The sequence below is a fragment of the Streptomyces anulatus genome (assembly GCF_000721175.1).
Classification (GTDB): domain Bacteria; phylum Actinomycetota; class Actinomycetes; order Streptomycetales; family Streptomycetaceae; genus Streptomyces; species Streptomyces anulatus_C.
Genome location: NZ_JOEZ01000010.1, coordinates 57,260 through 81,439 on the forward strand (window position 1 = coordinate 57,260; position 24,180 = coordinate 81,439).

General features: G+C 73.4%; 14 protein-coding genes and 2 pseudogenes. 11 read left to right on the plus strand and 5 right to left on the minus strand.

Annotation, left to right across the window (positions count from 1 at the left end):
* The first annotated feature begins 91 nt into the window (after positions 1 to 91).
* The 3 genes and pseudogenes from IG90_RS0113190 to IG90_RS39390 all read left to right on the plus strand — a co-directional run bounded on the left by IG90_RS0113190 (position 92) and on the right by IG90_RS39390 (position 9,141).
* Positions 92 to 7,477: an amino acid adenylation domain-containing protein gene (locus tag IG90_RS0113190; RefSeq protein ID WP_030582485.1), complete on the plus strand. Its 7,386-nt coding sequence runs from the start codon at positions 92 to 94 to the stop codon at positions 7,475 to 7,477.
* Positions 7,478 to 7,482: 5 nt separating this feature from the next.
* Complete coding sequence (locus IG90_RS0113195; protein WP_030582487.1) at positions 7,483 to 7,686, plus strand: MbtH family protein; 204 nt, start codon at positions 7,483 to 7,485, stop codon at positions 7,684 to 7,686.
* Positions 7,683 to 9,141 (plus strand): annotated as a pseudogene (locus tag IG90_RS39390) (DHA2 family efflux MFS transporter permease subunit). Before IG90_RS0113195 ends, IG90_RS39390 begins: the two are co-directional and overlap by 4 nt.
* Positions 9,142 to 9,254: 113 nt before the next feature.
* On the opposite strand, the gene fes reads toward IG90_RS39390, so the two are convergent.
* A complete protein-coding gene (gene fes / locus IG90_RS0113205) occupies positions 9,255 to 10,538 on the minus strand; it encodes an enterochelin esterase (protein WP_030582490.1) in 1,284 nt (427 codons plus the stop codon).
* A gap of 14 nt (positions 10,539 to 10,552) precedes the next feature.
* Positions 10,553 to 12,988 (minus strand): Fe(3+)-hydroxamate ABC transporter permease FhuB, encoded by a 2,436-nt coding sequence (fhuB, locus tag IG90_RS0113210; RefSeq protein WP_030582493.1) that lies wholly within the window; start codon positions 12,986 to 12,988, stop codon positions 10,553 to 10,555.
* A gap of 102 nt (positions 12,989 to 13,090) precedes the next feature.
* On the opposite strand from fhuB, the gene IG90_RS0113215 reads away from it, so the two are divergent.
* The 5 genes from IG90_RS0113215 to IG90_RS0113235 all read left to right on the plus strand — a co-directional run bounded on the left by IG90_RS0113215 (position 13,091) and on the right by IG90_RS0113235 (position 17,780).
* Positions 13,091 to 13,921, plus strand: coding sequence for a 2,3-dihydro-2,3-dihydroxybenzoate dehydrogenase (locus IG90_RS0113215; RefSeq protein ID WP_030582496.1), 831 nt, complete (start codon positions 13,091 to 13,093; stop codon positions 13,919 to 13,921).
* Between the two features lie 104 nt (positions 13,922 to 14,025).
* Positions 14,026 to 15,231, plus strand: coding sequence for an isochorismate synthase DhbC (gene dhbC, locus IG90_RS0113220; protein WP_030582499.1), 1,206 nt, complete (start codon positions 14,026 to 14,028; stop codon positions 15,229 to 15,231).
* A complete protein-coding gene (locus IG90_RS0113225) occupies positions 15,228 to 16,883 on the plus strand; it encodes a (2,3-dihydroxybenzoyl)adenylate synthase (RefSeq protein ID WP_030582502.1) in 1,656 nt (551 codons plus the stop codon). Before dhbC ends, IG90_RS0113225 begins: the two co-directional genes overlap by 4 nt.
* Before the next feature lie 28 nt (positions 16,884 to 16,911).
* Positions 16,912 to 17,544, plus strand: a complete 633-nt coding sequence (locus IG90_RS0113230) for an isochorismatase family protein (RefSeq protein ID WP_030582504.1) — start codon at positions 16,912 to 16,914, stop codon at positions 17,542 to 17,544.
* A 5-nt stretch (positions 17,545 to 17,549) separates the two neighbouring features.
* Positions 17,550 to 17,780 (plus strand): phosphopantetheine-binding protein, encoded by a 231-nt coding sequence (locus tag IG90_RS0113235; RefSeq protein ID WP_030582507.1) that lies wholly within the window; start codon positions 17,550 to 17,552, stop codon positions 17,778 to 17,780.
* Positions 17,781 to 17,834: 54 nt separating this feature from the next.
* Here IG90_RS0113235 and pgm read toward each other — a convergent pair whose 3' ends face one another.
* Positions 17,835 to 19,487 carry a phosphoglucomutase (alpha-D-glucose-1,6-bisphosphate-dependent) gene (gene pgm / locus IG90_RS0113240; RefSeq protein ID WP_030582510.1) on the minus strand — a complete coding sequence of 551 codons (1,653 nt, stop codon included), beginning with the start codon at positions 19,485 to 19,487 and terminating at the stop codon, positions 17,835 to 17,837.
* A gap of 216 nt (positions 19,488 to 19,703) precedes the next feature.
* On the minus strand, positions 19,704 to 20,792 hold the full coding sequence (locus tag IG90_RS0113245; RefSeq protein ID WP_030582513.1) for a chitinase: 1,089 nt from the start codon (positions 20,790 to 20,792) through the stop codon (positions 19,704 to 19,706).
* 92 nt (positions 20,793 to 20,884) lie between these two features.
* Between IG90_RS0113245 and IG90_RS0113250 the strand changes: the two genes are divergently transcribed.
* Together IG90_RS0113250 and IG90_RS0113255 are read left to right on the plus strand one after the other, a co-directional pair.
* The gene (locus IG90_RS0113250) at positions 20,885 to 21,181 is read left to right on the plus strand and encodes a hypothetical protein (protein WP_030582516.1); all 297 of its coding nucleotides are present in this window, start codon (positions 20,885 to 20,887) and stop codon (positions 21,179 to 21,181) included.
* A 253-nt stretch (positions 21,182 to 21,434) separates the two neighbouring features.
* Positions 21,435 to 22,412, plus strand: a complete 978-nt coding sequence (locus IG90_RS0113255; RefSeq protein WP_030582519.1) for a DUF3048 domain-containing protein — start codon at positions 21,435 to 21,437, stop codon at positions 22,410 to 22,412.
* A 122-nt stretch (positions 22,413 to 22,534) separates the two neighbouring features.
* On the opposite strand, the pseudogene IG90_RS0113260 reads toward IG90_RS0113255, so the two are convergent.
* Positions 22,535 to 22,984 (minus strand): annotated as a pseudogene (locus IG90_RS0113260) (enolase C-terminal domain-like protein); the annotation flags it as partial.
* A 65-nt stretch (positions 22,985 to 23,049) separates the two neighbouring features.
* Here IG90_RS0113260 and IG90_RS0113265 point away from each other — a divergent pair.
* Complete coding sequence (locus IG90_RS0113265) at positions 23,050 to 24,147, plus strand: NAD-dependent epimerase/dehydratase family protein (RefSeq protein ID WP_030582525.1); 1,098 nt, start codon at positions 23,050 to 23,052, stop codon at positions 24,145 to 24,147.
* The last annotated feature ends 33 nt before the right edge of the window (positions 24,148 to 24,180 follow it).

Genomic DNA, 24,180 nt, shown 5'->3' on the forward strand with positions numbered 1-24,180 from the left:
GTTCGAAATAGGTTAACTTAGCCTTACCTAAGTGCGCGCCGAGAGCCCGACGGCCCGGTGTCCGTTGTCCTTCAGGGGAGTCGTCACACACATGCATGAGCGTCCGAACCGCCCGACCAGCTCTTCGGCAGCGCACTCCGGCAGCGCGCCTTCCCCGGAACTCCCCCTCCTGACCGCCCAGTCGGGTATCTACTACGCGCACCAGCTGGCCCCCCTCGGCACCGAGCTGAACACGGCGGACTGCGTGGAGATCGACGGGCCGCTGGACGCGGACCTGTTCGTGGAGGCGCTGAGACGCGCGGTGGGTGAGGCGGAGACCCTCGCCCTGCGCGTGTCCGAGGCCGACGGCGTACCGGTGCAGCGGGTCGTGCCCGCCGAACCCGTGGTGCACCGGCTGGAGCTGACGGAGGACCGGGCCGAGGCGTGGATGCGGGAGGACCTGGCCCGGCCGGTGGAGCTCGCCGCCGACGGCGCGCTGATGACGCAGGCGCTGATCCGGATCGGCGAAGGGCGCCACCGGTGGTACCAGCGGGTCCACCACATAGCCGTCGACGCTTACGCCCTGGCCCTCATCGGACAGCGCGTCGCAGAGCTCTACCGTGCGCTGGTCGCCGGACAGCCGCTGCCCGGGAGCCGGTTCGCCCCGCTGGGCGAGCTCACCGGCGAGGAGAAGTCCTACCTGGCAGGTGAGGAGTACGCGGCGGACCGGGCCTTCTGGTCCGCACGCATGGCGGACTCCTCCGTCACCGAGCCCCACCGCTCCCCCACCCTCCCGGTCACGCCCGGCCACGGCCTGCTCCACCGGGCCACCGACCTCCCCGCCGAGACCCTGGAGCGGTTGTCCGGGGCGGCGCGAGCGGCGAAAGCGACCTGGGCCGAGCTGGTGGTGGCCGCGACCGCCGGTCATCTGCACCGGCTCACCGGCTCCGAGGACATCGTGCTGGGCCTGCCGCTGACCAACCGGCGGGGGCCCGCGGCCCTGCGGACCCCGGCCATGACCGTGAACGTACTGCCGCTGCGGATCGCCGTGCGCCCGGGAGACACCGGGGCCGAACTGCTGCGCCGCGTGGTGCTGGAGATCCGTGAGGTCCGCCGCCACCAGCGCTATCCGCAGGCCGACCTGCGCCGCGATCTGGCCCTGGAGTCGGCCGACGCCCCGCTGACCGGCCCGATGGTCAACGTCAAGCCGTTCGACGGCGCCCTGGACTTCGCCGGGATCACCGGCACCGTGCGCAATCTCGCGGCCGGGCCCGTGGAAGGGCTCGCGGTCGGCGCGGCCCCCGGCCCGGACGGGGGCCTGCGGCTCACCCTGGACGCCAACCCCGCCGCGTACGGGCCGGAGGACCTCGCCGCCCACGAGGACACCTGGCTGCGCTATCTGGACGGCCTGACCGAGCTGCTGCTGACCGACCCGGAGCGGCCGATCGGCACCCTGGACCTGCTCACCGGCGACCAGGTGCGCGAGGCCACGTCCGGTCGCACCGAGTCCGCCGCCGCGCTCACCCTCCCCCGGTCGTTCAGCGCGCAGGCGGCCCGGACGCCCGAGGCCGTCGCGGTGCGTTCCACGGTGGCGGGCACGTTCCAGGGGGCGGGCGCCGATGCGGGCGCGGCAACAACCCCGGGTGCGAGCGCGCCGGACGCCGCCGCCGAGACCGGGGCCCGGCTCACCTTCGCCGAACTGGACGCCGCTTCCGACCGCCTGGCCCACCTGCTGACCGGGCTCGGCACGGACAGCACAGTCAGGGCAGGCGGCACGGTGGCGCTGGCGTTGCCACGGACCGCCGACATGGTCGTCGCGCTGCTGGCCGTGCTCAAGGCGGGCCGGGTCTGCCAGCCGCTGGACCTCGGCCACCCCGCCGCCCGGACCCTGGCCGTCCTGGAGGACGCGCGGCCGCTGTGCGTGATCGGCACGGCGGCGACGCTCGCCGCGCTGCCCGACCACGGGCTGCCGACCGTCGCGCTCGACGCGCCGGCCACGGTCGACGCCCTCGCCGTCTGCCCGGCCGGGCCGCTGCCCGCCGGGCCCGCGCTCGCGGACCCCGCCTATCTCATCCACACCTCCGGTTCCACAGGTCGCCCCAAGGGCGTCCTCGTCAGCCACGCCTCGCTCGCCAATCTCTGCGCCGGGCACGGCACGGACCACATCGCCCCGGCCGTCGCCCGGACCGGCCGGGACCGTCTCCGGGTCGCGCACAGCGCCTCGTTCGCCTTCGACGCGTCCTGGGACCCGCTGCTGTGGATGGTCCACGGGCATGAGCTGCACCTGCTGGACGACGCCGCCTACCGGGACCCCGCGGCGCTCACCGCGTACGTCGGCGCGCACCTGGTCGACTATCTCGACGTCACCCCCTCCTACGCCGAAGCGCTCATCACCGAGGGCCTGCTGGGCGAGGGCCGCCACCACCCGGCCCACCTGGTGGTCGGCGGCGAGACCGTCCCCCCGGCCCTGTGGGAGCGGCTGACCGAGGCCGCAGCCGTGCACCCGGTCAACCTCTACGGGCCGACCGAGACGACGGTCGACGCCTACTACTGGGTGCCCGGCCGCTCCGCCGCCCGGCCCGACGGCCGCCCCGTGCGCGGTTCACGCGTCTACGTCCTGGACTCCTCCCTGCGTCCGGTGCCCGCCGGTGTGACGGGTGAGCTGTACGTCGCCGGGGCCTGCCTGGCCCTGGGCTATCTGGGCCGCCCCGACCTGACGGCCGAGCGGTTCGTCGCGGACCCGTTCGGCGCGCTGCACGGCGACGCCGGGGGCCGGATGTACCGCACCGGGGACCTGGTGCGCCGCCGCGAGGACCACACGCTGGAGTTCCTCGGGCGCAGCGACGACCAGGTGAAGATCCGCGGCTTCCGGATCGAACTCGGCGAGATCCAGGCCCGGCTGGCCGCCCACCCGCAGGTCGCGGCAGCCGCGGTCATCGCCCGGGACGCCGGTCACGGCAAGCGGCTGCTGGCCTACGCGGTCCCGGTGCGGACGACGGGCGGCGCCCCGGCCGCCGACGCCGCGCCGCCCACCCCCGCCGAGCTCCGCGACCACCTGGCCACGGCCCTGCCCGAGCACATGGTCCCCGCGACCGTCACGCTCCTGGACGAGCTGCCCCGCACCGCCAACGACAAGCTCGACCACCGTGCCCTGCCCGACCCAGAACCGCTCCCGCTCACCGGAGGCGACCCGGGCAGCGCCGGCGGCGGGCCGCACACCGAGATCGTGCGCGGGCTCTTCGCCGACGTGCTCGGTATCGCCGAGCCCCCGGCCGCCGACGCGGGCTTCCTCGACCTCGGCGGGCACTCGCTGCTCGCCGCCCGGCTGGCCGCCCGCATCCGGGAGCACTTCGGCGTGCCGATGAGCATCGCCGACGTCTTCCGGCACCCCACCTCCGGCGCCCTGGCCGCACTGGTCCGCACCCGCAGCGGCGCGGCCACCGCGCCCGCACCGCTCTCCCCCGTTCCGCGCACCGGTCCCCTCCCCCTGTCCCCGGCCCAGCAGCGGCTGTGGTTCCTCCACCGCCTCGAAGGCCCCAGCCCCACCTACAACATCCCGCTCGTCCTGAGCGTCAACGGCCCGCTCGACCGCGACGCACTCCAGCTCGCCCTGCACGACCTGGCGGAGCGTCACGAGACACTACGAACGGTGTATCCGCCCACTGACAACGCCTCCGGAGGCACTGTCCACGGCGATGTGGGCAGCGCCCCGGACGACACCCCCCACCAGCAGATCCTCGCCTCCGACGACCCGGCGGGCCGCCCGGTGCTGCACCTGGCGGAGCCGGGCGGCGATCTCACCGAGGCCGTGCGCCACTGCTTCGACCTCGCCACCGAACCCCCGCTGCGCACGGTCCTGTTCAGCGAGTCGCCGGACCACCACACCCTGCTCCTCCTGCTGCACCACATTGCGGGCGACGGGGCCTCCACCACTCCCCTGGCCCAGGATCTGGCCACCGCCTACACCGCCCGCGCCGAGGGCCGGGCACCGGAGTTCGCGCCGCTGAGCGGCCAGTACGTGGAACACGCGGCCCGGCTCCAGCGGCTCCTGGGCACCCCGGCCGAGCCGACCCCGCTCGCCGAGGCCCAGCTCACCCACTGGCGCGAGGCGCTCGCCGGGCTGCCGGACCAGCTGGAACTGCCCACCGACCGACCTCGGCCGCCTGTCGCCACGTCGGCGGGCGACACCGTGCCCTTCGCCCTGGACGCCACCGCGCACGAGGCCCTGCGCCGTCTCGCGCGGGCCCACGGGGCGACCGTGTTCATGACCGTGCAGGCCGGGCTCGCCGCCCTGCTGACCCGGCACGGCTGCGGCAACGACATCCCCCTCGGCACCCCCGTGGCGGGCCGCGACGACGACGCCGCGGCCGGGCTCGTCGGCTTCTTCACCAACACCGTGGTCCTGCGCACCGACACCTCCGGCGACCCGGCCTTCGGCGATCTGCTGGACCGGGTGCGGGCCACGACGCTCGCGGCGTACGAGCACGACGCGCTGCCCTTCGACCACCTGGTCGAGGCGCTGAACCCGCCGCGTTCGCTGGCCCGGCACCCGCTGTTCCAGGTCATGCTCGCCTGGCAGTCGATCGCGGACGGGCCCGTTCCGCTGGGCCCGGACACCACCGCGCGGCTGACCGCCGTGCCGTCCGGCACCGCGAAGTTCGACCTGACCCTGAACGCGGGCGAACTGCCCGGCGGCGGGATCGGCGGCTTCCTGGAGTTCCGTACCGACCTCTTCGACCGGTCGACAGCCCAGGCACTCGCGGACCGGCTGTCCCGGCTGCTCACCGCGGCGGCCGAGCGACCCGAGACGCCGGTCGGTCTGCTGCCGGTCCTCGGAGACGACGAGGTCCACCGCGCCCTGGTCGAGGCGAACGGCGTCGACCACGACCGGCCGGTGTCGCGCACCCTCGCCGAGATCTACGGAGTCGCGGCGCGCCGGCACCCGGAGCGGGTGGCCGTGAGCTGCGAGGGCGCGTCACTGACGTACGCCGAACTGTCCTCCCGGGCCCAGTCGCTGGCCCGGCTCCTGGCGGCCAGGCGGATCGGTCCCGGCTCGATCGTCGCGCTCGCGCTGCCGCGCTCCACGGACCTGGTGGCCGGGTTGCTCGCCGTGTCGCTGGCGGGCGCCGCGTATCTGCCGATGGACCCGGACTACCCGGCGGACCGGCTCGCTCACATGCTGGACGACGCCCGTCCGGCGGCGCTGATCACCGACGCGTCGACGGCCGAGCGGCTGCCCCCGCACGATCTGCCGCTGATCACCGTGGACGACGCGGCGGGGTTCCCGGACGGGCCCCTCGGCCAGGCGGACCGCACCCGGCCGCTGAGCCCGGGAGACCCGGCGTACATCATCTACACCTCGGGTTCCACCGGCCGCCCGAAGGGGGTCGTGGTCACCCAGCACAATGTGACGCGGCTGCTGACGGCGACCGAGCACTGGTTCGCGTTCGGGCCGGACGACGTGTGGACGCTGTTCCACTCCTACGCGTTCGACTTCTCGGTGTGGGAGCTGTGGGGCGCGCTGCTGTACGGCGGCCGGGCCGTCGTCGTCCCGTACGCGACCAGCCGTGACCCGCACGCCTTCCTCCGGCTGCTGGCGGACGAGCGGGTGACGGTCCTGAACCAGACGCCGTCCGCCTTCTACCAGCTGGCCGCCGCCGACCGGGAGGCCCCCGGGCGCGACCTGGCGCTGCGGTACGTGGTGTTCGGCGGCGAGGCGCTGGAGCTGGGGCGGCTCGCGGACTGGTACACGCGCCACCACGAGAACGCGCCGACGCTGGTCAACATGTACGGCATCACGGAGACCACGGTCCATGTCTCGTATCTGGCGCTGGACCGGGCGACGGCCGCCTCCGCGATCTCCAGCACCATCGGCGTGAACATCCCCGACCTGCGCGTCTACGTCCTGGACGACCGGCTGCAGCCGGTGCCGCCCGGGGTCACCGGCGAGATGTACGTCGCCGGTGAGGGAGTGGCCCTCGGTTATCTGGGCCGCCCGGACCTGACGGCGGGGCGCTTCGTCGCCGACCCGTTCGCGCATCTCTTCGGGGAGAGCGGGCGGCGGATGTACCGCTCGGGCGACCTCGCCCGGCGGCGCGTGGACGGCACACTGGAGTACTTCGGGCGCGGCGACCAGCAGGTGAAGATCCGCGGGTTCCGCATCGAACTGGGTGAGATCGAGGCCGTGTTGGCCGCGCATCCCGAGGTCGCCGATGTGGCGGTCGTGGTCCGTGAGGACGTGCCCGGCGACCAGCGGCTGGTCGGCTACGTCGTTCCCGCGCCCGGCACGGAGCCGGTCCCGGCGGCGCTGCGCGAGCACGCCGCCGCCACGCTGCCGGTGCACATGGTGCCCTCGGCCGTGGTGGTGCTGGAGCGGCTGCCGCTCACCGGCAACGGCAAGCTGGACCGCAAGGCGCTGCCCGCGCCGGGCGTTTCGGTGAACGCCGGTGGACGCGCGCCGCGCACGGTCCGCGAGGAGCAGCTCTGCTCGGTCTTCGCGGAGGTGCTGGGGCTGCCGTCCGTCGGGGTGGAGGACAACTTCTTCGACCTGGGCGGCCATTCGCTGCTCGCGGTGCGCCTCGCCGGGCGGATCAGGTCCGCGTTCGGGATCGAGGTGTCGATCGGCACGGTGTTCCAGGCCCCGACGCCCGCCGCGCTGGACACGGCCCTGGACGTCTCGCGCGAGGAGGACTCGCTGGATGTGCTGCTGCCGCTGCGGCCCGCCCGCCCCGGCGACCGTGCCCCGGTCCACTGCGTGCACCCGGCGGGCGGTCTGAGCTGGTGCTACGCCGGTCTGATCCGCCATCTTCCGGCCGATGTGCCGATCTACGGGCTCCAGGCCCAGGGCGTCGGCGAGGCGACGGCGGACGAGCCGCTGCCGACCACGCTGGAGGAGCTGGCCGCCCACTACGCGTCCCGGATCCGCGAGGTGCAGCCGGAGGGCCCGTACCGGCTTCTCGGCTGGTCGACCGGCGGCATCATCGCGCACGCGATCGCCGCGGTCCTCCAAGAAGCGGGGCAGGAGGTGGAGTTGCTGGCGATCCTGGACGCGTACCCCGCCGAGGGCTTCCGCGACCTGCCCGTACCTGACCGGGCCGAAGCGCTCGAATCGCTGCTCACCATGGGCGGTTACGGCCCCGAGAGCCTCGGGGGCAAGGAGCTCGACACGGCGAACGTGGTCGAGGTGCTGCACCACGAGGGCTCCCCGCTGGCCACGCTCTCCGCCACGAAGATCGAGGCGCTCGGCGAGGTGTACCTCAACACCAACGACCTGGTGCGGGCCTACGACCACCGGGTGTTCCGGGGCGATGTGCTGTTCTTCCGGGCCACGGTGGACACCATCGACGACACCCTGACGCCGGAGACCTGGACCCCGTACGTGAGCGGGCGCATCGACAACACGAACGTCGCCTGCTCCCACAAGGACATGACCCTGCCCGAACCGATCGCGCACATCGCGCGCGTGGTCGCCGACCGACTGACCGAGCTGGAGAAGTGACACCGATGAGCGACGCACCCGCCAACCCCTTCGACGCGGACGGGGAGTTCCTCGTCCTGGCCAACGACGAGGGGCAGCACTCGCTGTGGCCGCTGTTCGCGGCGGTGCCGGAGGGCTGGTCGACGGCTCACGGTCCGTGCGCCCGGCAGGACGCGCTGGACTGGATCACCGCGCACCGGGCCGGTCCCGTTCCCGTCTCCGCCCGGTGAGCGGGCTGCTGATCCGGCCCCGGATACGCCCCCGGGTCGCGGTCGTCCTCGTCTACACGGCCGCGATGTGCATGAACGGCCTGGACTCGACGATCGTGAATCCGGCGCTCTACACGATCGCGGGCGACTTCGGGCGTCCGCTGTCGGCGGCGAACACCGTGGAGACGGCCTTCCTGGTCGCGCTCGCGGTGGGGCTGCCGGTGGCGGGGTGGCTGGGCGACCGGTTCGGGACGAAGCGGGTGTTCCTGGGTGCGCTGACCGCGTTCACGATCGCCTCCGCGGTCTGCGGTCTGGCGCCGGACCTCAACACGCTGGTGGTGGCGCGGGCCGTACAGGGCCTGGCGGGTGGGTTGTTGACGCCGGTCGGGATGACGCTGCTGTTCAGGGCGTTCCCGCCGCACGAGCGGATGAAGCTGGCCAAGGTACTGATCGTGCCGACGGCACTGATGCCGGCGCTCGGTCCGCCGCTGGGCGGGCTGCTCACCGAACACCTCTCCTGGCACTGGCTGTTCTTCGTGAACGTGCCGATCGGGGCGGCGGCGGTTCTGCTGGGCGTGTTCGGTCTGCGCGAGCATGTCGAGGGCCCCGAGGGGCGGTTCGACACGGTCGGCTTCTGGCTGGCCACTCCGGCGCTGGGTCTGCTGACGTACGCGCTCGGCTTCGGCCCCTCGCAGGGCTGGACCCGGCCCGCCGTCGCCGTCAGCGCGGCCCTGGGTTCCGTGCTGCTGGTCGCGGCGGTCCTGCACCAGGCGCGGGCGGAGACACCGTTGCTGAAGCTGCGGCTGCTCACCGACCGGGTGTACGGGTCGGCCTCCGCGCTGGCGGGGGTGACCGCGGCCGGGCTGATGGGCGTGCTGTTCGTCTTCCCGCTGCTCTACCAGGCGAGCCTGGGGGCTTCGGCGCTGGACGCCGGGCTGAGTGTGTTCCCGGAGGCGGTCGGGCTGATGCTGGCCTCACAGGTGGTGGACCGGCTGCTGCCGAGGCTCGGCCCCCGGCTGCTGACCGTGCCGTCGCTGCTGGTCGCGGCGGCGGTCTTCGCGACGCTCGCGGTGCCGGGTGTCGCGGAGAACGCGTGGGGCGTGCGCGGGCTGATGTTCCTGATCGGCCTGGTGCTGGGGACGGCGGTGCTGACCGTGCAGATCTCCGGGTTCGAGTCGATCGGGCCCGCCGACACGGGCCAGGCGATGGGCCTGTTCCAGATCGTCCGCACGCTGGGCGGCGCGCTGGGGATCGCCGCCTGTGCGGCGGTGATCGGGGGCGGTCATGTGACGGAGGCAGCCGATCCGGGCCCGTACCGTTCGGCGGTCTGGGTGACGGCGGCGCTCGTCGCGGCGGGCGCGCTGATCGCGCTGCGGCTGCCGCGCGAGGCTCCGCAGCCGCCGCCGTTCGACGACGAGGACACCGCCGCCCGGTGAGGGCTTCACGGCGGACGAGGTTGTGGCCGTCATGAGCTGAGCGGCACGACGAAGAGTGGCACAACGGCGTCACGACGAAGGCGCGGGGCGGCATCCGGAGGGGGGGTGCCGCCCCGCGCCTTCGTCGTGCCGGGGACGGGTTGCGGAGGGGGCTCAGCGTCCGCCGAGCAGAGCGGCCAGCCCGTCCGCCAGGCCGCCGCGCCAGCAGGCGTAGTCGTGGCCGCCGTTGAACTCCCCGTAGCGGACGTCGTATCCGCGGGCGCGCAGCACGTTGCGGAACCTGCGGTTCTCCGGGAGCAGCATCCATTCCTGGAGGCCGACCTCCACGTGGAGGGTCACCGGCCGGCGTTCCGCGCGGGCGTACTGTCCGGTGAGCCACTCGCTCCCTCGTTCGTCGTCGGGCCACCAGAAGGAGCCGGACTGGGAGAGGGCGAGGCCGAAGCGGTCGGGCCGCTGGAAGGCGGCGAACGCGGCGGTGAGGCCACCGGCGCTCTGCCCGGCGACGACGGTCCGTGCGGCGTCCGCCCCGGCCCCGTACTCCCGTTCGGCCCAGGGCAGCAGGGTGTCGGCGAGCCAGTCGGCGAACGGGGCGCTGCAGGCGAGGTCCTGCATGCGCCGGCCCATGGTGTCGACCAGGACCGCCACCGTGGGCGGCAGGTCCCCGTCGGCGTGGAGGTTGTCGAGGATGTCGCCGACGCCGAGGACCGGCCCCCACATCTCGCCGTCCAGGAGCACGGCGAGGGCGTACGGGCCTTCGTCCGGGCGGTGGCCGGGCGGCAGGTGGACCGTGATCCGGCGGCCGTCGACCTCGGCGTCGAGCGTTCGTCCCCGGACCACGTCGTCGCGCCGCCGGGTGCGCGACTGCGCGGGGGCCTCGGGGAGTTCGAGTACGGAGGCGGGGTTGCGGCCGTCCCGGGAGGGCAGCGGGGCGCGGTCGTTGAGCGGGTCGGGTTCGGCATGGTCGAGGACCTGGAGCCAGGAGGCCCGGTCGGCGCGCAGGGCGTCCTCGCGGGTGCCGTCGGTGGCGTGGAACTGGTACGAGGCGCGGTGGTCGGCGCGCAGCCGGTGGCTGATCGCCCAGACGCCGGTGCCTTCGAGGCGTTCCATCAGGTGCGGGGCGAGGTCGCCCGCGTGCCGGTCCTTGTCGGTGACCGTGTGGACCAGGGCCAGGACGTGGGTGGCGGGGCGCTCGGGGTCCTCGCGGCGGACGAAGGTGACGAGCCGGTGGTCCGGGTCGCCCTCGGGGTCGGGTTCGACGAGCGGGGTGCCGGTGGCGGCCGCACGGAGCCAGAACGCCTCCTCGGCGTCGGGCTTGTCGTCGCGGACGTCCGCGACGAGCGTACGCAGCAGGGGGCTTCGCACGGCGGTCGGCTCGCTTCCGGTCGGTCCCGCGAGTACGGGAGGGGCGGGCGGGTTCTTGCGCGGGGGGTGGGTCACGGTCACATCGCCTTTCATACGCGGGTGGCTGCGGAGCGGCCGAGCAGCACCCAGAGCAGGAAGGGGCCGCCGAGGACGGTGGTGACGATGCCGACGGGGAGTTCGACGCCGTCGAAGGCGATGCGGCCGAGGGTGTCGGCGGCGACGACGAGGACGGCCCCGGTGAGCATCGAGCCGACGAGCGGGACGCGCAGGGGTCCGGCGAGCCGGGAGGCGATGACCGGGGAGGCGAGCGCCACGAAGCCGACGGGGCCGCAGATGCCGACGGCGAGGCCCGCGAGGGCGACGGCGAGGAGCAGGGAGAGGGCGCGGACCCGGCCGGGGGCGGAACCGAGCGAGGAGGCCGTCGCGTCGTCGAAGCGCAGAACGCCAAGGTGTCGGGCGACGGCGAGGCTGACGGGGACGAGGACCGCGAGGCCGATGAGGACGGGGACCGCGACGGAGTAACTGCGTCCGTTGAGGCTGCCCGAGGTCCATACGTACAGCGATCCTGCGGAGGAGAGGGAGCGGCGGGACAGGACGACCTGCGTGATCGCGGAGGCCAGCGCGGACATGGCGAGGCCGACGACGAGGACGCGGTAGCCGCGCCGGCCGAGGCCGCCGGAGACGGTGGTGACGACGATGACGGCGACGAGCGCGCCGATCGGCCCGGCCCACCAGGCGCCGAAGGATCCGGTGGCGCTGAGGCTGACGGAGAGCAGAACGGCGGCGGTGGCCCCGTCGTTGACACCGAGGAGTTCGGGCGTGGCCAGGCGGTTGCGGGCCAGGGTCTGGGTGAGGCAGCCGGCGAGGCCGAGGGCGGCGCCCGCGGTGAGTCCGGCGACGATGCGGCCGAGGCGGAACTTCCTGACGAGCAGGACGTCGAAGCGGTCGCCCTGGCCGAGCAACGCGCGGAAGGTGCGGTCGACGCCCATGTCGCTCTGGCCCGCGTACGCGGAGAGGACGACGGCGAGCAGGAGGGCCCCGGCGAGGGCGAGGGCGGCGAGGGCGGCGCGCCGGGTGACGAGGAGGGACAGCGGGCCGCGGCGCAGGACGAGGGTGTCGGCCGGGCGGGCCCGGAGCGTCTTGGGGGTGCGGCGGGCGGGGCGCGGCAGGGCGATCCGGAACCGGCGGGGGCGGTCGGGGGCGCGCTCCTCGGTCGCCGGTTCCGTCATGCCCATCGAGGCCAGCCGCTCGGAGCGGACGATGGCGATGAGGACGGGCGCGCCGATGAGGGCGACGATGACGGAGACGGGCGCCTCGAAGGGCCGGGAGACCACGCGGGCGGCGATGTCGGAGACCGTCAGGACGCAGGCGCCGATCAGCCCGGCGAGCAGCAGCCGGGCCGCCAGCCGGGTGCCGGCCAGGGTGCGGGCGAGGAAGCCGGCGAGCAGGCCGAGGAAGGAGATGGGGCCGGCGAGCGCGACGGCGGCGGCGGTCAGGAGGGTGACGCCGACGGCCACGACCGTACGGATCACGGGGGGCCGGTGGCCGAGGCTGCGGGCCAGATCGTCGCCGAGCGCGAGGGCGGAAAGCGGGCGGGCGACCAGCAGGGCGACGAGGAAGCCGATGGCGAGGACGGGGGTGAGGCGGCCGAGTTCACCGAAACCCTCGACCCCGGCGAGGGAGCCGAGGACCCAGAAGCGGAATCTGTCGTAGGTCTCGGCGGAGTTGACGACGATGACGCTGGTGAGCCCGCCGAAGGTCGCGCCGAGCGCCGCGCCCGCGAGGACCAGGCGCATGGGAGAGCCGCCGCCGCGTCTGCCGGATATGAGGAGGACGAGGCCGCTGGCGACCACCGCGCCGACGAACGCGCAGACGAGGTACGCGTAACCGGAATCGAAGCCGAGGAGCGCGATACCCGCGACGACGCCGAGGGACGCGCCCGCGTTGACGCCGAGGAGTCCGGTCTCGGCCAGCGGATTGCGGGTGACCGCCTGGAGCAGGCACCCGGCGACGCCGAGGGCGGCTCCGACGAGCAGCGCGGTGAGGGTGCGCGGGAGGCGCAGGTCGCCGACGACGAGGGAGAGCCGGGCGTTGTCGCGCGCGCCGTCCCGGCCGAGCAGGTAGTCCAGGACGCCGCCCGGGCCGACCTCGCCCGCCCCGGTCGAGAGGGAGAGCGCCGTCAACAGGACGACGGCGAGAGCGAGTCCGCCGACGGAGATGGCCACGGTCCGGCGGCGCGGGTCGGCTGCGGAACGGGACGCATCGGTGGAGGCGGCGGTCGCTGCGGGCGCGATCGGGGCACCGGCGGGCGCTGCGGGCGCGTCCGAAGCGGCGGGCCCCTCGTGGGCCGGTCGGGGGCCGGAGGGCTGTCCGCTTCCAGGCGTTGCTCTCTCTTCGGCTCCCGGGGATGCCTCCTCGTGCCCGGCGGGCGGGGCATCCGGCCCGGCTTCGTCCCCGTCCAACTGGACGTTCGAGGAGTCATGTTCGGGAGCCGAGGCCGTGGTCCCCGTGCGCGGCGTTTGCATAAGGTGAGGCTAACCTAAGTAGGTATCGACGGTTCGACATCCCTTCCTGGGCCGTCGATTCAATTTAGGTTACCCTTACCTAATAACCGGAGGAGGTTGCTCATGCCTGAGCACATACCGGGCAGAAGCGGCGAGTTCATCGGTCGCACTGCTCTGGTCACCGGTGCCGCACAAGGCATCGGCGCGGCGGTCGCCGACCTGCTCGCCACCCTCGGCGCCCGCGTGGCCGCCACCGATCTCGCCCTGCCCGGCATCGAGGCGCTGGCCGTCGGCTGGACCCGGACGCAGGAGAAACTGCCCGCCGGCGAGCGTTCGACAGGCAGCCTGGACCCGTATGTGATGGACGTCACCGACCGGAGCTCGGTGGAGCGCACCGTGGCCCTCGTGGAGCGCCGACTCGGCGCGGTCGACGTCCTGGTGAACGTCGCGGGCATCCTGCGCACCGGCCCGGCGGCCGTGCTCTCCGCACAGGACTGGGCGGACACCTTCGCGGTGAACGCCACCGGCGTCTTCCACGTCTCCCAGGCCGTCGCCCCGCTCATGGCCGCCCGCGGATCCGGCGCGGTCGTCACCGTCGGCTCCAACGCCGCCGGGATCCCCCGTACCGGCATGGCCGCCTACGCCGCGTCCAAGGCGGCCGCCGCCATGTTCACCAAGTGTCTGGGGCTCGAACTCGCCCGCAGCGGCGTTCGCTGCAACGTCGTCGCACCCGGCTCCACCGATACGCCGATGCAACGCGCGCTGTGGACCGATCCCGGCGCCGGACAGCGCGTCATCGACGGGGACCCCGCGACGTACCGCACCGGCATTCCGCTGGGCCGGATCGCCGACCCCGGGGACATCGCGGAGACGGTGGCGTTCCTCGCCTCGGAGCGCGCCCGCCACATCACCATGCAGGAGCTGTACGTCGACGGCGGCGCGACCCTGCGCTGACCGCCCGGCCACCTCCCCCCTTCCGGCTTTCGTCCTTCTTCCTTTCCTTCACCTCCCATCCAGCCCCCCGCACCGCTGACGGGACCATCGAGAATGGAGTCCCCGTGTCGACGGCATCCCAGGTCGCCACGCACACCGCCCCGGCCGATCCGGCCCACCCGGCCGTAGGAGCGGCCACTTCGCTGCTGGACGCCTACACCCCGGGCGACCACTTTCTCGCCACCCCCGGACGCACACTGCTCGCACAGGGCCCGGGACGTCATGTCCCCCATGACGAGAGACCGTTGACCGCGCGGGTGGACGCCACGCTCGCCGCAGCGGTCGCCGCCGGTCAGGATGGGCCAGTGGTTCTCGGCGCCATCCCCTTCGACCACACCGCCCCGGCCGCGCTGAACGTCCCGGAGTCGGTACGCACCGCGCCGCCGCTCGCCTCCGACCCGCTCATCGCCCTGCCCGCGAACGCGCCCACCGCCGGAGCCTGGGAGATACGCCAGGTGCCCGAACCGGACATCTACGGCAAGGGCGTCGCCTCCGCCGTGGAGCGCATGTGGCGCGGCGAGTTCAGCAAGGTCGTCCTCGCCCGCACCCTCGAACTCACCTCCGACGCCCCGCTCGACCTGCCCGCGATGCTCCAGCGCCTCGCCCGCCGCGACCCCTCCGGCTATACCTTCGCGCTGCCGGCCGGCCCCGCGCGCACCCTGATCGGCGCCAGCCCCGAGCTGCTCGTCTCCCGCCACGGCAACCAGATCGTCGCCAACCCGCTCGCCGGGTCGACCCCGCGCAGCGCCGATCTCGCCGAGGACGTGCGCCGGGCGGCGACACTGCTGGAGTCCGTCAAGGACCTCCACGAGCACGCCGTCGTCGTGGACGCCGTCCACCAGGCGCTCGCCCCGCACTGCACCGGGATGACCGTCCCGGCCCGGCCGACGCTGATCCGCACCGCCACCATGTGGCACCTGTCCACCACGGTCACCGGCACCCTCTCCTCCCCCGACGTCTCGGCGCTGGAGCTGGCCATGGCGCTCCACCCGACGCCCGCCGTGTGCGGAACACCGACGCGGACGGCCCGTCAGGTCATCTCCGAGACCGAGCCGTTCGACCGCGGGTTCTTCACCGGAGTGGTCGGCTGGGGCAACGCCGAGGGCGACGGCGAATGGGTCGTCACGATCCGCTGCGCCGAGGCCGAGGAGCGCAGGCTGCGCCTGTACGCCGGGGCGGGTGTCGTCGCCGCCTCCGAGCCCGAGGCGGAGACCGCCGAGACCGCGGCCAAGTTCCGCACCTTCCTGAGCGCCGTGGGAGCCGAACTGTGAGTACGGACGCGGCGCCCACCTGGCCCGCCGAGTTCGCGGAGAGGTACCGGGCGGCCGGCTGGTGGCGCGGGGAGACCTTCGGGGAGATGCTGCGGCAGCGCGCCGAGGACCATCCGGACCGGGTCGCGATCGTCGACCCGGTCGCGGGGAGCCGGTGGACGTACGCCGATCTCGACCGGCGCGCCGGCCGGCTGGCGGGGGGCCTCCTCGCCCGCGGCATCGCCAAGGGCGACAGGGTGGTGGTGCAACTCCCCAACATCGCCGAGTTCTTCGAGGTGATCTTCGCGCTGTTCCGGATCGGTGCGCTGCCCGTCTTCGCGCTGCCCGCGCACCGAGAGAGCGAGATCACCTACTTCTGCGAGTTCACCGAGGCGGTGGCGTACGTCATCGCGGCCGAGCACGGTGGCTACGACTACCGTGAGCTGGCGTCGAAGACCCTCGCCAACGTGGGCACGCTGCGGCATGTGTTCGTCGCCCAGGGGGATCCCGGGGAGTTCGAGTCACTGGCCGAGGTCGCCGAGGAGCCGGTCGGCCACGGCGGCCCGCGCCCGGAAGACCTGGCCTTCCTCCAACTCTCCGGCGGCAGCACCGGCATACCGAAACTGATCCCACGCACCCACGACGACTACATCTACTCGCTGTGGGGGTCCAACGAGATCTGCGCGGTCGACGAGCACAGCGTCTACCTGTGCGTCCTGCCGGCCGCCCACAACTTCCCGCTCTCCTCCCCCGGTTCACTCGGCACTCTGTACGCCGGGGGCCGTGTGGTGCTGTGCCCCCAGCCCTCGCCGGAGGTGGCGTTCCCGCTGATCGAGCGTGAGGGCGTCACCATCACCGGGCTGGTGCCGCCGCTGGCCCTGCTGTGGACGGAGGCCGCGCCGGGCACCGCCCACGACCTCAGCAGCCTGGACGTCCTGCTGGTGGGCGGCGCCAAGTTCAGCGAGGAGGCGGCCCGCCGGGTGCGGCCCGCGCTCGGCTGCACGCTCCAGCAGGTCTTCGGCATGGCCGAGGGGCTGGTCAACTACACCCGGCTGGACGACCCGGTCGAGACGATCGTCACCACCCAGGGCCGGCCCATCTCGCCCGACGACGAGATCCTGGTCGTCGACGACGAGGACCGGGAGGTGGACCCCGGCGAAACGGGTCACCTGCTGACCCGGGGCCCGTACACCATCCGGGGATACTGGAACGCCCCTGAGCACAACGCCCGTTCCTTCACCGAGGACGGTTTCTACCGCACCGGCGACATCGTGAGGGTCACCACGACCGGGCACATCGTCGTCGAGGGGCGCGCCAAGGACCAGATCAACCGGGGCGGCGAGAAGATCGCCGCCGAGGAGGTCGAGAACCATCTCCTCGCCCACCCGGCCGTGCACGACGCCAACGTGGTGGCCGAGCCCGACCCGTATCTGGGCGAACGTGTCTGCGCCTACGTGATCCTGCGCTCGGGCGCGGGTCCGCTCAAGGCGGTGGCCGTCAAACGGTTCGTCCGCGAGCGGGGCCTGGCCGCCTACAAGGTGCCGGACCGGGTCGAGTTCGTCGACGCGTTCCCGCAGACCGGCGTGGGCAAGGTCTCCAAGAAGGACCTGCGCGACGCCGCCGCCCGCACCACCACTGCGGCCCCGGCCGCGTCTCCCTCCCCGTCCCACTGACGACTCCCCGAACGGAACCCTCTCCACCATGGCTCTGCCCGCCATCGTCCCCTACCCCATGCCGTCCGCCGACGAACTGCCCGCCAACCGCGTCGACTGGACCGTCGACCCCGCGCGTGCGGTGCTCCTCGTCCACGATCTGCAGAACTACTTCCTGTCGGCGTACGACCGCCAGGCCGCACCCGTTCCCGAACTCCTCGCCCATGTGGCCGAGTTGAAGAAGGACGCGGCGCGGCTCGGCATCCCGGTGCTCTACACCGCGCAGCCCGGCGGCCAGAGCGCGGAGGAACGCGGCCTCCAGCAGGACTTCTGGGGCCCCGGCCTCCCGGCCGGCGAGCACCTGGCGGCCATCGCGGACGAGGTCGCACCCGACGCGGGCGACACCGTCCTCACCAAGTGGAAGTACAGCGGCTTCGTCCGCACCGATCTGCTGGAGCGCCTGCGCGAGCAGGGCCGCGACCAGATCGTCATCACCGGCGTCTACGCCCACATCGGCGTGCTCATGACCGCGTGCGACGCCTGGATGCAGGACATCCAGGCGTTCGTGGTGGCCGACGCGGTGGCGGACTTCTCGGCCGAGGACCACGCGATGGCGCTGCGGTGGGCCGCGGGCAAATGCGCCGTCGTCACCACCGCCCGGACCGCCTTCGAAGGGAAGTGACCGCTGTGGCGCTCACGCTCGAACAACTCCGTACCGATGTCGCCGACGTCCTCGGCGAGGACCCCGAGGAGATCCCGCTCGACGAGAACCTCGTCGACTACGGTCTCGACTCCGTCCGCCTGATGTCGCTCGCTGCCGCCTGGCGCCGCGACCACGGCATCGAGGTTACCTTCGCCGACCTCGCCGAGAAGCCCGCACTGGAGTCCTGGGCCCCGCTGCTGGGCGTCACCGGCTGACCCTGCGGCCCGTCCGCATCACCGAGGGCGGTGAGAACCCGAACATCGGGGTTCTCACCGCCCTCGACGTGTGCCCAGAACTTCGGAGACGAGCGCCCGGGCCTCCTCCTGGACCTGGGCGAGGTGACCCGGGCCCTGGAAGCTCTCGGCGTACACCTTGTAGACGTCCTCGGTGCCCGAGGGGCGGGCGGCGAACCAGGCGCTGTCGGTGCAGACCTTGAGGCCGCCGATCGGGGCGCCGTTGCCCGGCGCCTCGGTGAGCACGGCGGTGACGGGTTCCCCGGCCAGGGTGTCGGCCTTGACCTGCTGCGGGGAGAGCTTCGCCAGGACGGCCTTCTCCTCGCGGGAGGCGGGTGCGTCGACGCGGGCGTACGCCGGGTCGCCGAAGCGGGCGGTGAGCTGCCCGTAGAGCTGGGAGGGGGTCGAGCCGGTGACGGCGGTGATCTCGGAGGCGAGGAGGGCGAGCAGGATGCCGTCCTTGTCCGTGGTCCAGACGCGGCCGTCGCGGCGCAGGAACGAGGCCCCGGCGGACTCCTCGCCGCCGAAGCCCAGGCTGCCCTCGTACAGCCCGTCGACGAACCACTTGAAGCCGACCGGGACCTCCACCAGTGCGCGGCCGAGGTCGTGGGCGACGCGGTCGATCATGGACGAGGAGACCAGGGTCTTACCGATGCCGGTCCCGGCGGACCAGCCCTCGCGGTGGGTGTAGAGATAGTCGATGGCGACGGCGAGGTAGTGGTTGGGGTTCATCAGGCCGCCGTCGGGGGTGACGATGCCGTGCCGGTCGGCGTCGGCGTCGTTCCCGGTGGCGATGGCGTACGCGTCGCGCTGTTCGATCAGCGTGGCCATGGCGTGCGGTGACGAGCAGTCCATGCGGATCTTGCCGTCCCAGTCCAGCGTCATGAACCGCCAGGTGGGGTCGGCGAGCGGGTTGACGACGGTGAGGTCGATCCCGTGCCGTTCCGCGATCCGCCCCCAGTAGGCCACGGACGCGCCGCCGAGCGGGTCGGCTCCGATGCGGATGCCCGCGTCCCGTACGGCGTCGAGGTCGAGGACGGAGGGCAGGTCGTCGACGTACGCGGTCAGGAAGTCGTGCCGACCGGTGGTGTCGGCGGCCAGGGCACGGGCGTACGGGATCCGGCGGACCTCCCCGGGTCCGGCCTCGATCAGGGCGTTCGCCCGGTCCTGGATCCAGGTGGTGGCGTCGGAGGCGGCCGGTCCCCCGTTCGGCGGGTTGTACTTGAAGCCGCCGTCGGCGGGCGGGTTGTGCGACGGGGTGACCACGATGCCGTCGGCCAGGTGCTCGGTGCGCCCGTGGTTGTACGTCAGGATGGCGTGCGAGACGGCGGGGGTCGGGGTGTAGCCGTCCTCGCTGTCGATGAGGACGGTGGCCCCGTTGGCGGCGAGCACCTCCAGGGCGGTGACCCGGGCGGGTTCGGACAGCGCGTGGGTGTCGGCGCCGAGGAACAGGGGTCCGTCGGTGCCCTGGCGGGTGCGGTAGTCGCAGATCGCCTGGGTGGTGGCGGCGATGTGGTCCTCGTTGAACGCGGCGGCGAACGCGGAACCCCGGTGGCCGGACGTGCCGAAGGCCACCCGCTGGGCGGGCTCGGCCGGGTCGGGGTGGAGGGCGTAATAGGCCGTCACCAGCCGTGCCACGTCGACCAGGTCTGCGGACTGCGCCGGGTGACCGGCCCGTTCGTGCACCATCGGGTCTCCTCGTACGTCTTCGTCGTCGGCCGGCCCGCGGGGAGACGGGCCCGGCGCACCGGGGAGACGATCACCCCGATCCGTACCCGATTCTGCTCTCCCGGCCGCCCCGGTGCGCGACCGGTTCGCGCCTTCCTCGTGTCGCGCCCGGCCGGAACGGCGCCGCGCCCCCGGTCCGGAGCGGACCGGGGGCGCGGGAGACGTGTGGGCCGTGGCTCAACGGCCCTGGAGGGACTTCACGTTGTCGCCGAAGGTCCAGCCCTTGGAACCGTCCCAGTTCAGGGACCAGGTCATCAGCCCCTTGAGGGAGCCGTTGTAGTGGTTCCAGGCCTGTGCGACGAGGCCGGTGGACATGTGGCCGCCGCCGGCGCCGGGCTGGGCGGGGAGGCCGGGGACCTGCTTGTCGTAGGGCACCTTGACGGTGGTGCCCTGGATGACGAGTCCCTTGTTCAGGCAGTCGGTCTGGGCGGTGAAGCCCGCGACCGTGCCGGCGGAGTAGGAGTCGCCGGAGCAGCCGTACATGCTGCCGTTGTAGTACTGCATGTTCAGCCACCACAGGCGGCCGTTGTCGGCGTACTTCTTGATGATGGGCAGGTACGAACCCCAGATCGAACCGTAGACGACGCTGCCGCCGGTGACGTACGCCGTCTCGGGGGCCATGGTGAGACCGAAGTTCGACGGCATCGCGGCGAGGACGCCGTCGATGATGCGGATGAGGTTGGCCTGCGAGGCGGACAGCCGGCCGATGTTTCCGCTGCCGACGAGGCCGGTCTCGATGTCGATGTCGATGCCGTCGAAGTTGTACCTCTTCAGGATCGGGACGATCGTCTCGACGAACCGGTCTGCCACCGCGCTGGAGCTGAGGTCGATCCCCGCCGTGGCCCCGCCGATCGACATGAGGGTGGTGAGACCGGACGCCTTGGCCTGACACATCTCGGCGGGGGTGGCGACCTTGACGGTCCTGTCCATGCCGTCCTCCCAGAGGACGGTGCCGTCGGAGCGGATGACGGGGAAGGCGGCGTTGATGACGTTGTAGCCGTGCTGCGTGATGCGGGAGTCGGTGATCGGGATCCAGCCGAGCGGCGGGTGCACGCCGTTGGCCGCCCCGTCCCAGTTCTCCCAGTACCCCTGGAGCACCTTGCCGGTGGGCTTCGACTTGACCGCGCAGGTCTCGTCGGCCGCGTTGCTCGTCCCGCCGGCCGCGGCGCCCCTCTCTGCGGCCTTCGGCGGAGCGGCTCCGGCCAGCATCGGTACGACGAGCGACGCGGCCAGGCCGAGGCCCAGCAGTCGTGAGGTACGACCCATGATCCGTACGTCCTTCCAGCCCGGGTCCGCTGCCGACGGCGCGAAAGGTTCACCCCGCCCCGCCCTATGTCGTGACCCTGCCAAACCGTAGAATGGTCCAGACCTTCGGTCAAGAGGTCTGGACCAGACCGTCCGTCCGGAGCGGTGCCGAATACACCGCGACAGGGTGGGGAGCGGCCCGGCCCACCGCTCTCACCCGACTCGCCGAGCACCAGCCCTCGACCGACCGGCCGGGCGGCGACCGGCTCGCGCCCGCCGTCATCGTGGGGGACCCGCGCTTCGACGAACTACTGGTCAGCGCGGACCGGGCAGGCTCCTTCCGTCGGGCGTTCGGCGTGCCCGACGAGCACCGTCCGGTGGTGCTCAGCTCCACCTGGGGGCGGTGGTGACGGCGGCGCCGTACTCGGCGATCGGTGGGATGGCCGCCTTGAGGAACATTTCGCGGCGCTGTTCGCACTCATGAGCGCGGCACGGCGACGGGTCGCCGGTTTCCCGGCCATGGGTCGAACCAGGACTCCAGGCCCCCCGCCGGGCCTGAAGCGCAACCACCGGAGCGCGGGACGCGTGATGATGGATGAGGGACCGCGACACGGCGGTGTCCGGCCGACACCGCCGGCCGACGCCCCCGGAAAGGCGTTCGCCATGTCCGCAGCCGGAGGGAAGACATCGGTCGCAGCGCTGCTCACCGCGCTCGTGCTGGCCGTGACCGTCGCGTGTACGGGCGGGGACGGTTCGTCGCCCTCGCCCCGCAGCAGCTCCCCGTCCGGTGCGGGCAGGGCCGCCGACGTACTCGCCGTGAAGATCGACAACGTGGCGCCCGCACGCCCCCACACCGGTCTCGAACGGGCCGACATCGTCTACGTCGAGCAGGTGGAGGCCGGGCTGAGCCGGATCCTCGCCGTCTACTCCTCCGATCTCCCGCCGGTCATCGGCCCGGTGCGCAGTGCGCGGGAGACCGATCTGGAGCTGCTGCGGCAGTTCGACCGGCCGACGCTGGCCTTCTCCGGAGCGCAGAGCAGGCTGCTGCCGGTCATCGACCGCGCGCCGCTGGAGGCCGTACCGCCCTCGAAGGCGCCGGGAGCGTACTTCCGCGGTCCGGAGCGGCCCGCACCGCACAATCTCTACCTGCGGCCGGAAGGGATCCCGTTCGCGGCTTCCGGCGTGAACGCCGTCGAGGAGCTGGGGCTCAAGGCCGGCGCGCCGCCGCCCGGCGGGGAGCCGGAGGACAGCCGCACGGTTCGCTATCCGTCCGCGTCCGTGACGTTCACCTGGTCCGCCGAACGCGAGCGCTGGCTCGTCTCCCTGGACGGCTCCCCCGCCCGCACCGCCGACGGCTCACGGATCGGGGCCGGAACGGTCGTCGTCCAGGACGTGACCGTCCGGCCGTCGGACTTCAGAGACCGGTCCGGTAACGTCACGCCGTTCACCGAGACCGTGGGGGCGGGAAGCGCGGTCGTCCTGCGCGACGGCCGGGCGCACGAGGCCCGGTGGGCACGGGCATCGGCCGACGCGGACACGGTGTTCCGCACCCCCGACGGACGGCGCGTCGACCTCGCCGACGGACCGCTCTGGATCCTGTACGCGCCGCGCGGGGGCACCGGGTCCGCGACGGCTCGCTGAAGGCCGGGAAGGGGCGCGTCCGGGCGGTGCTGGCGGGGCGGTCTCCGGCCGACGCACCTGTCCGCCGGAGACCGCCCGTTCCCCGTGCCAGGGGGCGGGGCCTGGGGCCCCGCCCCCGGCGGTCAGGAGCGGGACAGCAGCGCCCCGCCCGCGTACTGCGCCGACTCACCCAACTCCTCCTCGATCCGCAGCAGTCGGTTGTACTTGGCCGTGCGGTCGGAGCGGGACAGCGAGCCGGTCTTGATCTGGCCGCAGCCCGTCGCCACCGCCAGGTCCGCGATCGTGGTGTCCTCCGTCTCGCCCGAACGGTGGGTCACGGCACTCCAGCCCGCACGGCGCGCGGTGGCGACCGTGGCGAGGGCTTCGGTCAGGGTGCCGATCTGGTTGACCTTCACCAGGACCGAGTTGCCGACGCCGGTACGGATCCCCTCGCGCACCTGCGCCTCGTCGGTGCAGAACACGTCGTCGCCGGTGAGCTGGCAGCGGTGACCGACGCGGGCGGTCAGCTCGCGCCAGCCGTCCATGTCGTCCTCGGCCATCGGGTCCTCGATGGAGACGACCGGGTACGCCTTACGGACCCGTGACGTGTGCGCGCCGCGCCCGGGCCGGAGGCCGGCCGGGCCCTAGCGTGGCGGTCATGCGCGTACTGGTCACCGGCGGAGCCGGGTTCATCGGGTCACATGTCGTCGCCGCCCTCGCCGCGGCCGGGCACGAGAGCGTGGTGCTGGACGCCCTGCTGCCCTCGGCCCACCCCGGCTCCACTCCCCCGGAGCTGCCGGGCGACCGGGTGGTCGTCGGGGACGTCCGGGACCGGGAGGCGGTGGCGGACGCGCTGGCCGGGGTGGACGCGGTGTGCCACCAGGCGGCCATGGTCGGCCTCGGCAAGGACTTCGCGGACGCCCCGCTGTACGTCGGGTGCAACGACCTCGGTACGGCGGTGCTGCTGGCGGAGATGGCGGCGGCCGGGGTCCGGGACCTGGTGCTGGCCGGGTCGATGGTGGTCTACGGCGAGGGCCGCTACGACTGCCCGCGCCACGGCACGGTCCGCCCCGGCCCGCGCGCGGAGGCCGATCTGCGCGCGGGGAGGTTCGAGCCGCGCTGCCCGGACTGCGGAGCGGAACTGACCCCCGGTCTGGTGGCCGAGGATGCGCCGGCGGACCCGCGCAACGTGTACGCGTCGACGAAGCTGGCCCAGGAGCACCTGACCGCCGCGTGGGCGCGGACGACGGGCGGCCGGGCGGTGTCCCTGCGCTACCACAACGTGTACGGGCCGGGGATGCCGCGCGACACCCCGTACGCCGGTGTCGCCTCGTTCTTCCGCTCGGCCCTGGCGCGCGGCGAGGCCCCCCGGGTCTACGAGGACGGGCGCCAGCGGCGCGACTTCGTCCACGTCCACGATGTGGCGGCGGCGAACGCGGTGGCCCTGGAGGCGGTGCGGGAGCGGCGGCCCGCGTCCTTCGCCGCGTACAACACCGGCAGCGGCGAGCCGCACACCATCGGCGAGATGGCCGCCGCGCTGGCCGGCGCGCACGGGGGGCCGGACCCGGTGATGACCGGGGAGTACCGCCTCGGCGACGTACGCCATGTCACGGCGGACTCGCGGGCGCTGCGCGAGGAGCTGGGCTGGCGGCCCCGGGTGCCCTTCGCCGAGGGGATGAACGACTTCGCGGCGGCCCCGCTGCGCGGTTCGGGGAACCGTCGGGAGGAAGGTGCCGTCGCGCTGTCGGGAGCGTGACGGCAGAAGCGGCAGCCACCTCGTACGCTCCGA

Bases quoted from the DNA above. Each gene is read 5' to 3' on its own strand.
- IG90_RS0113190 (WP_030582485.1), top strand. From the start codon at position 92: ATGCATGAGCGTCCGAACCGCCCGACCAGCTCTTCGGCAGCGCACTCC.
- IG90_RS0113195 (WP_030582487.1), top strand. From the start codon at position 7,483: ATGAGCGACGCACCCGCCAACCCCTTCGACGCGGACGGGGAGTTCCTC.
- fhuB (WP_030582493.1), bottom strand. From the start codon at position 12,988: ATGCAAACGCCGCGCACGGGGACCACGGCCTCGGCTCCCGAACATGAC.
- IG90_RS0113215 (WP_030582496.1), top strand. From the start codon at position 13,091: ATGCCTGAGCACATACCGGGCAGAAGCGGCGAGTTCATCGGTCGCACT.
- IG90_RS0113230 (WP_030582504.1), top strand. From the start codon at position 16,912: ATGGCTCTGCCCGCCATCGTCCCCTACCCCATGCCGTCCGCCGACGAA.
- pgm (WP_030582510.1), bottom strand. From the start codon at position 19,487: ATGGTGCACGAACGGGCCGGTCACCCGGCGCAGTCCGCAGACCTGGTC.
- IG90_RS0113245 (WP_030582513.1), bottom strand. From the start codon at position 20,792: ATGGGTCGTACCTCACGACTGCTGGGCCTCGGCCTGGCCGCGTCGCTC.
- IG90_RS0113250 (WP_030582516.1), top strand. From the start codon at position 20,885: ATGGTCCAGACCTTCGGTCAAGAGGTCTGGACCAGACCGTCCGTCCGG.
- IG90_RS0113255 (WP_030582519.1), top strand. From the start codon at position 21,435: ATGTCCGCAGCCGGAGGGAAGACATCGGTCGCAGCGCTGCTCACCGCG.
- IG90_RS0113265 (WP_030582525.1), top strand. From the start codon at position 23,050: ATGCGCGTACTGGTCACCGGCGGAGCCGGGTTCATCGGGTCACATGTC.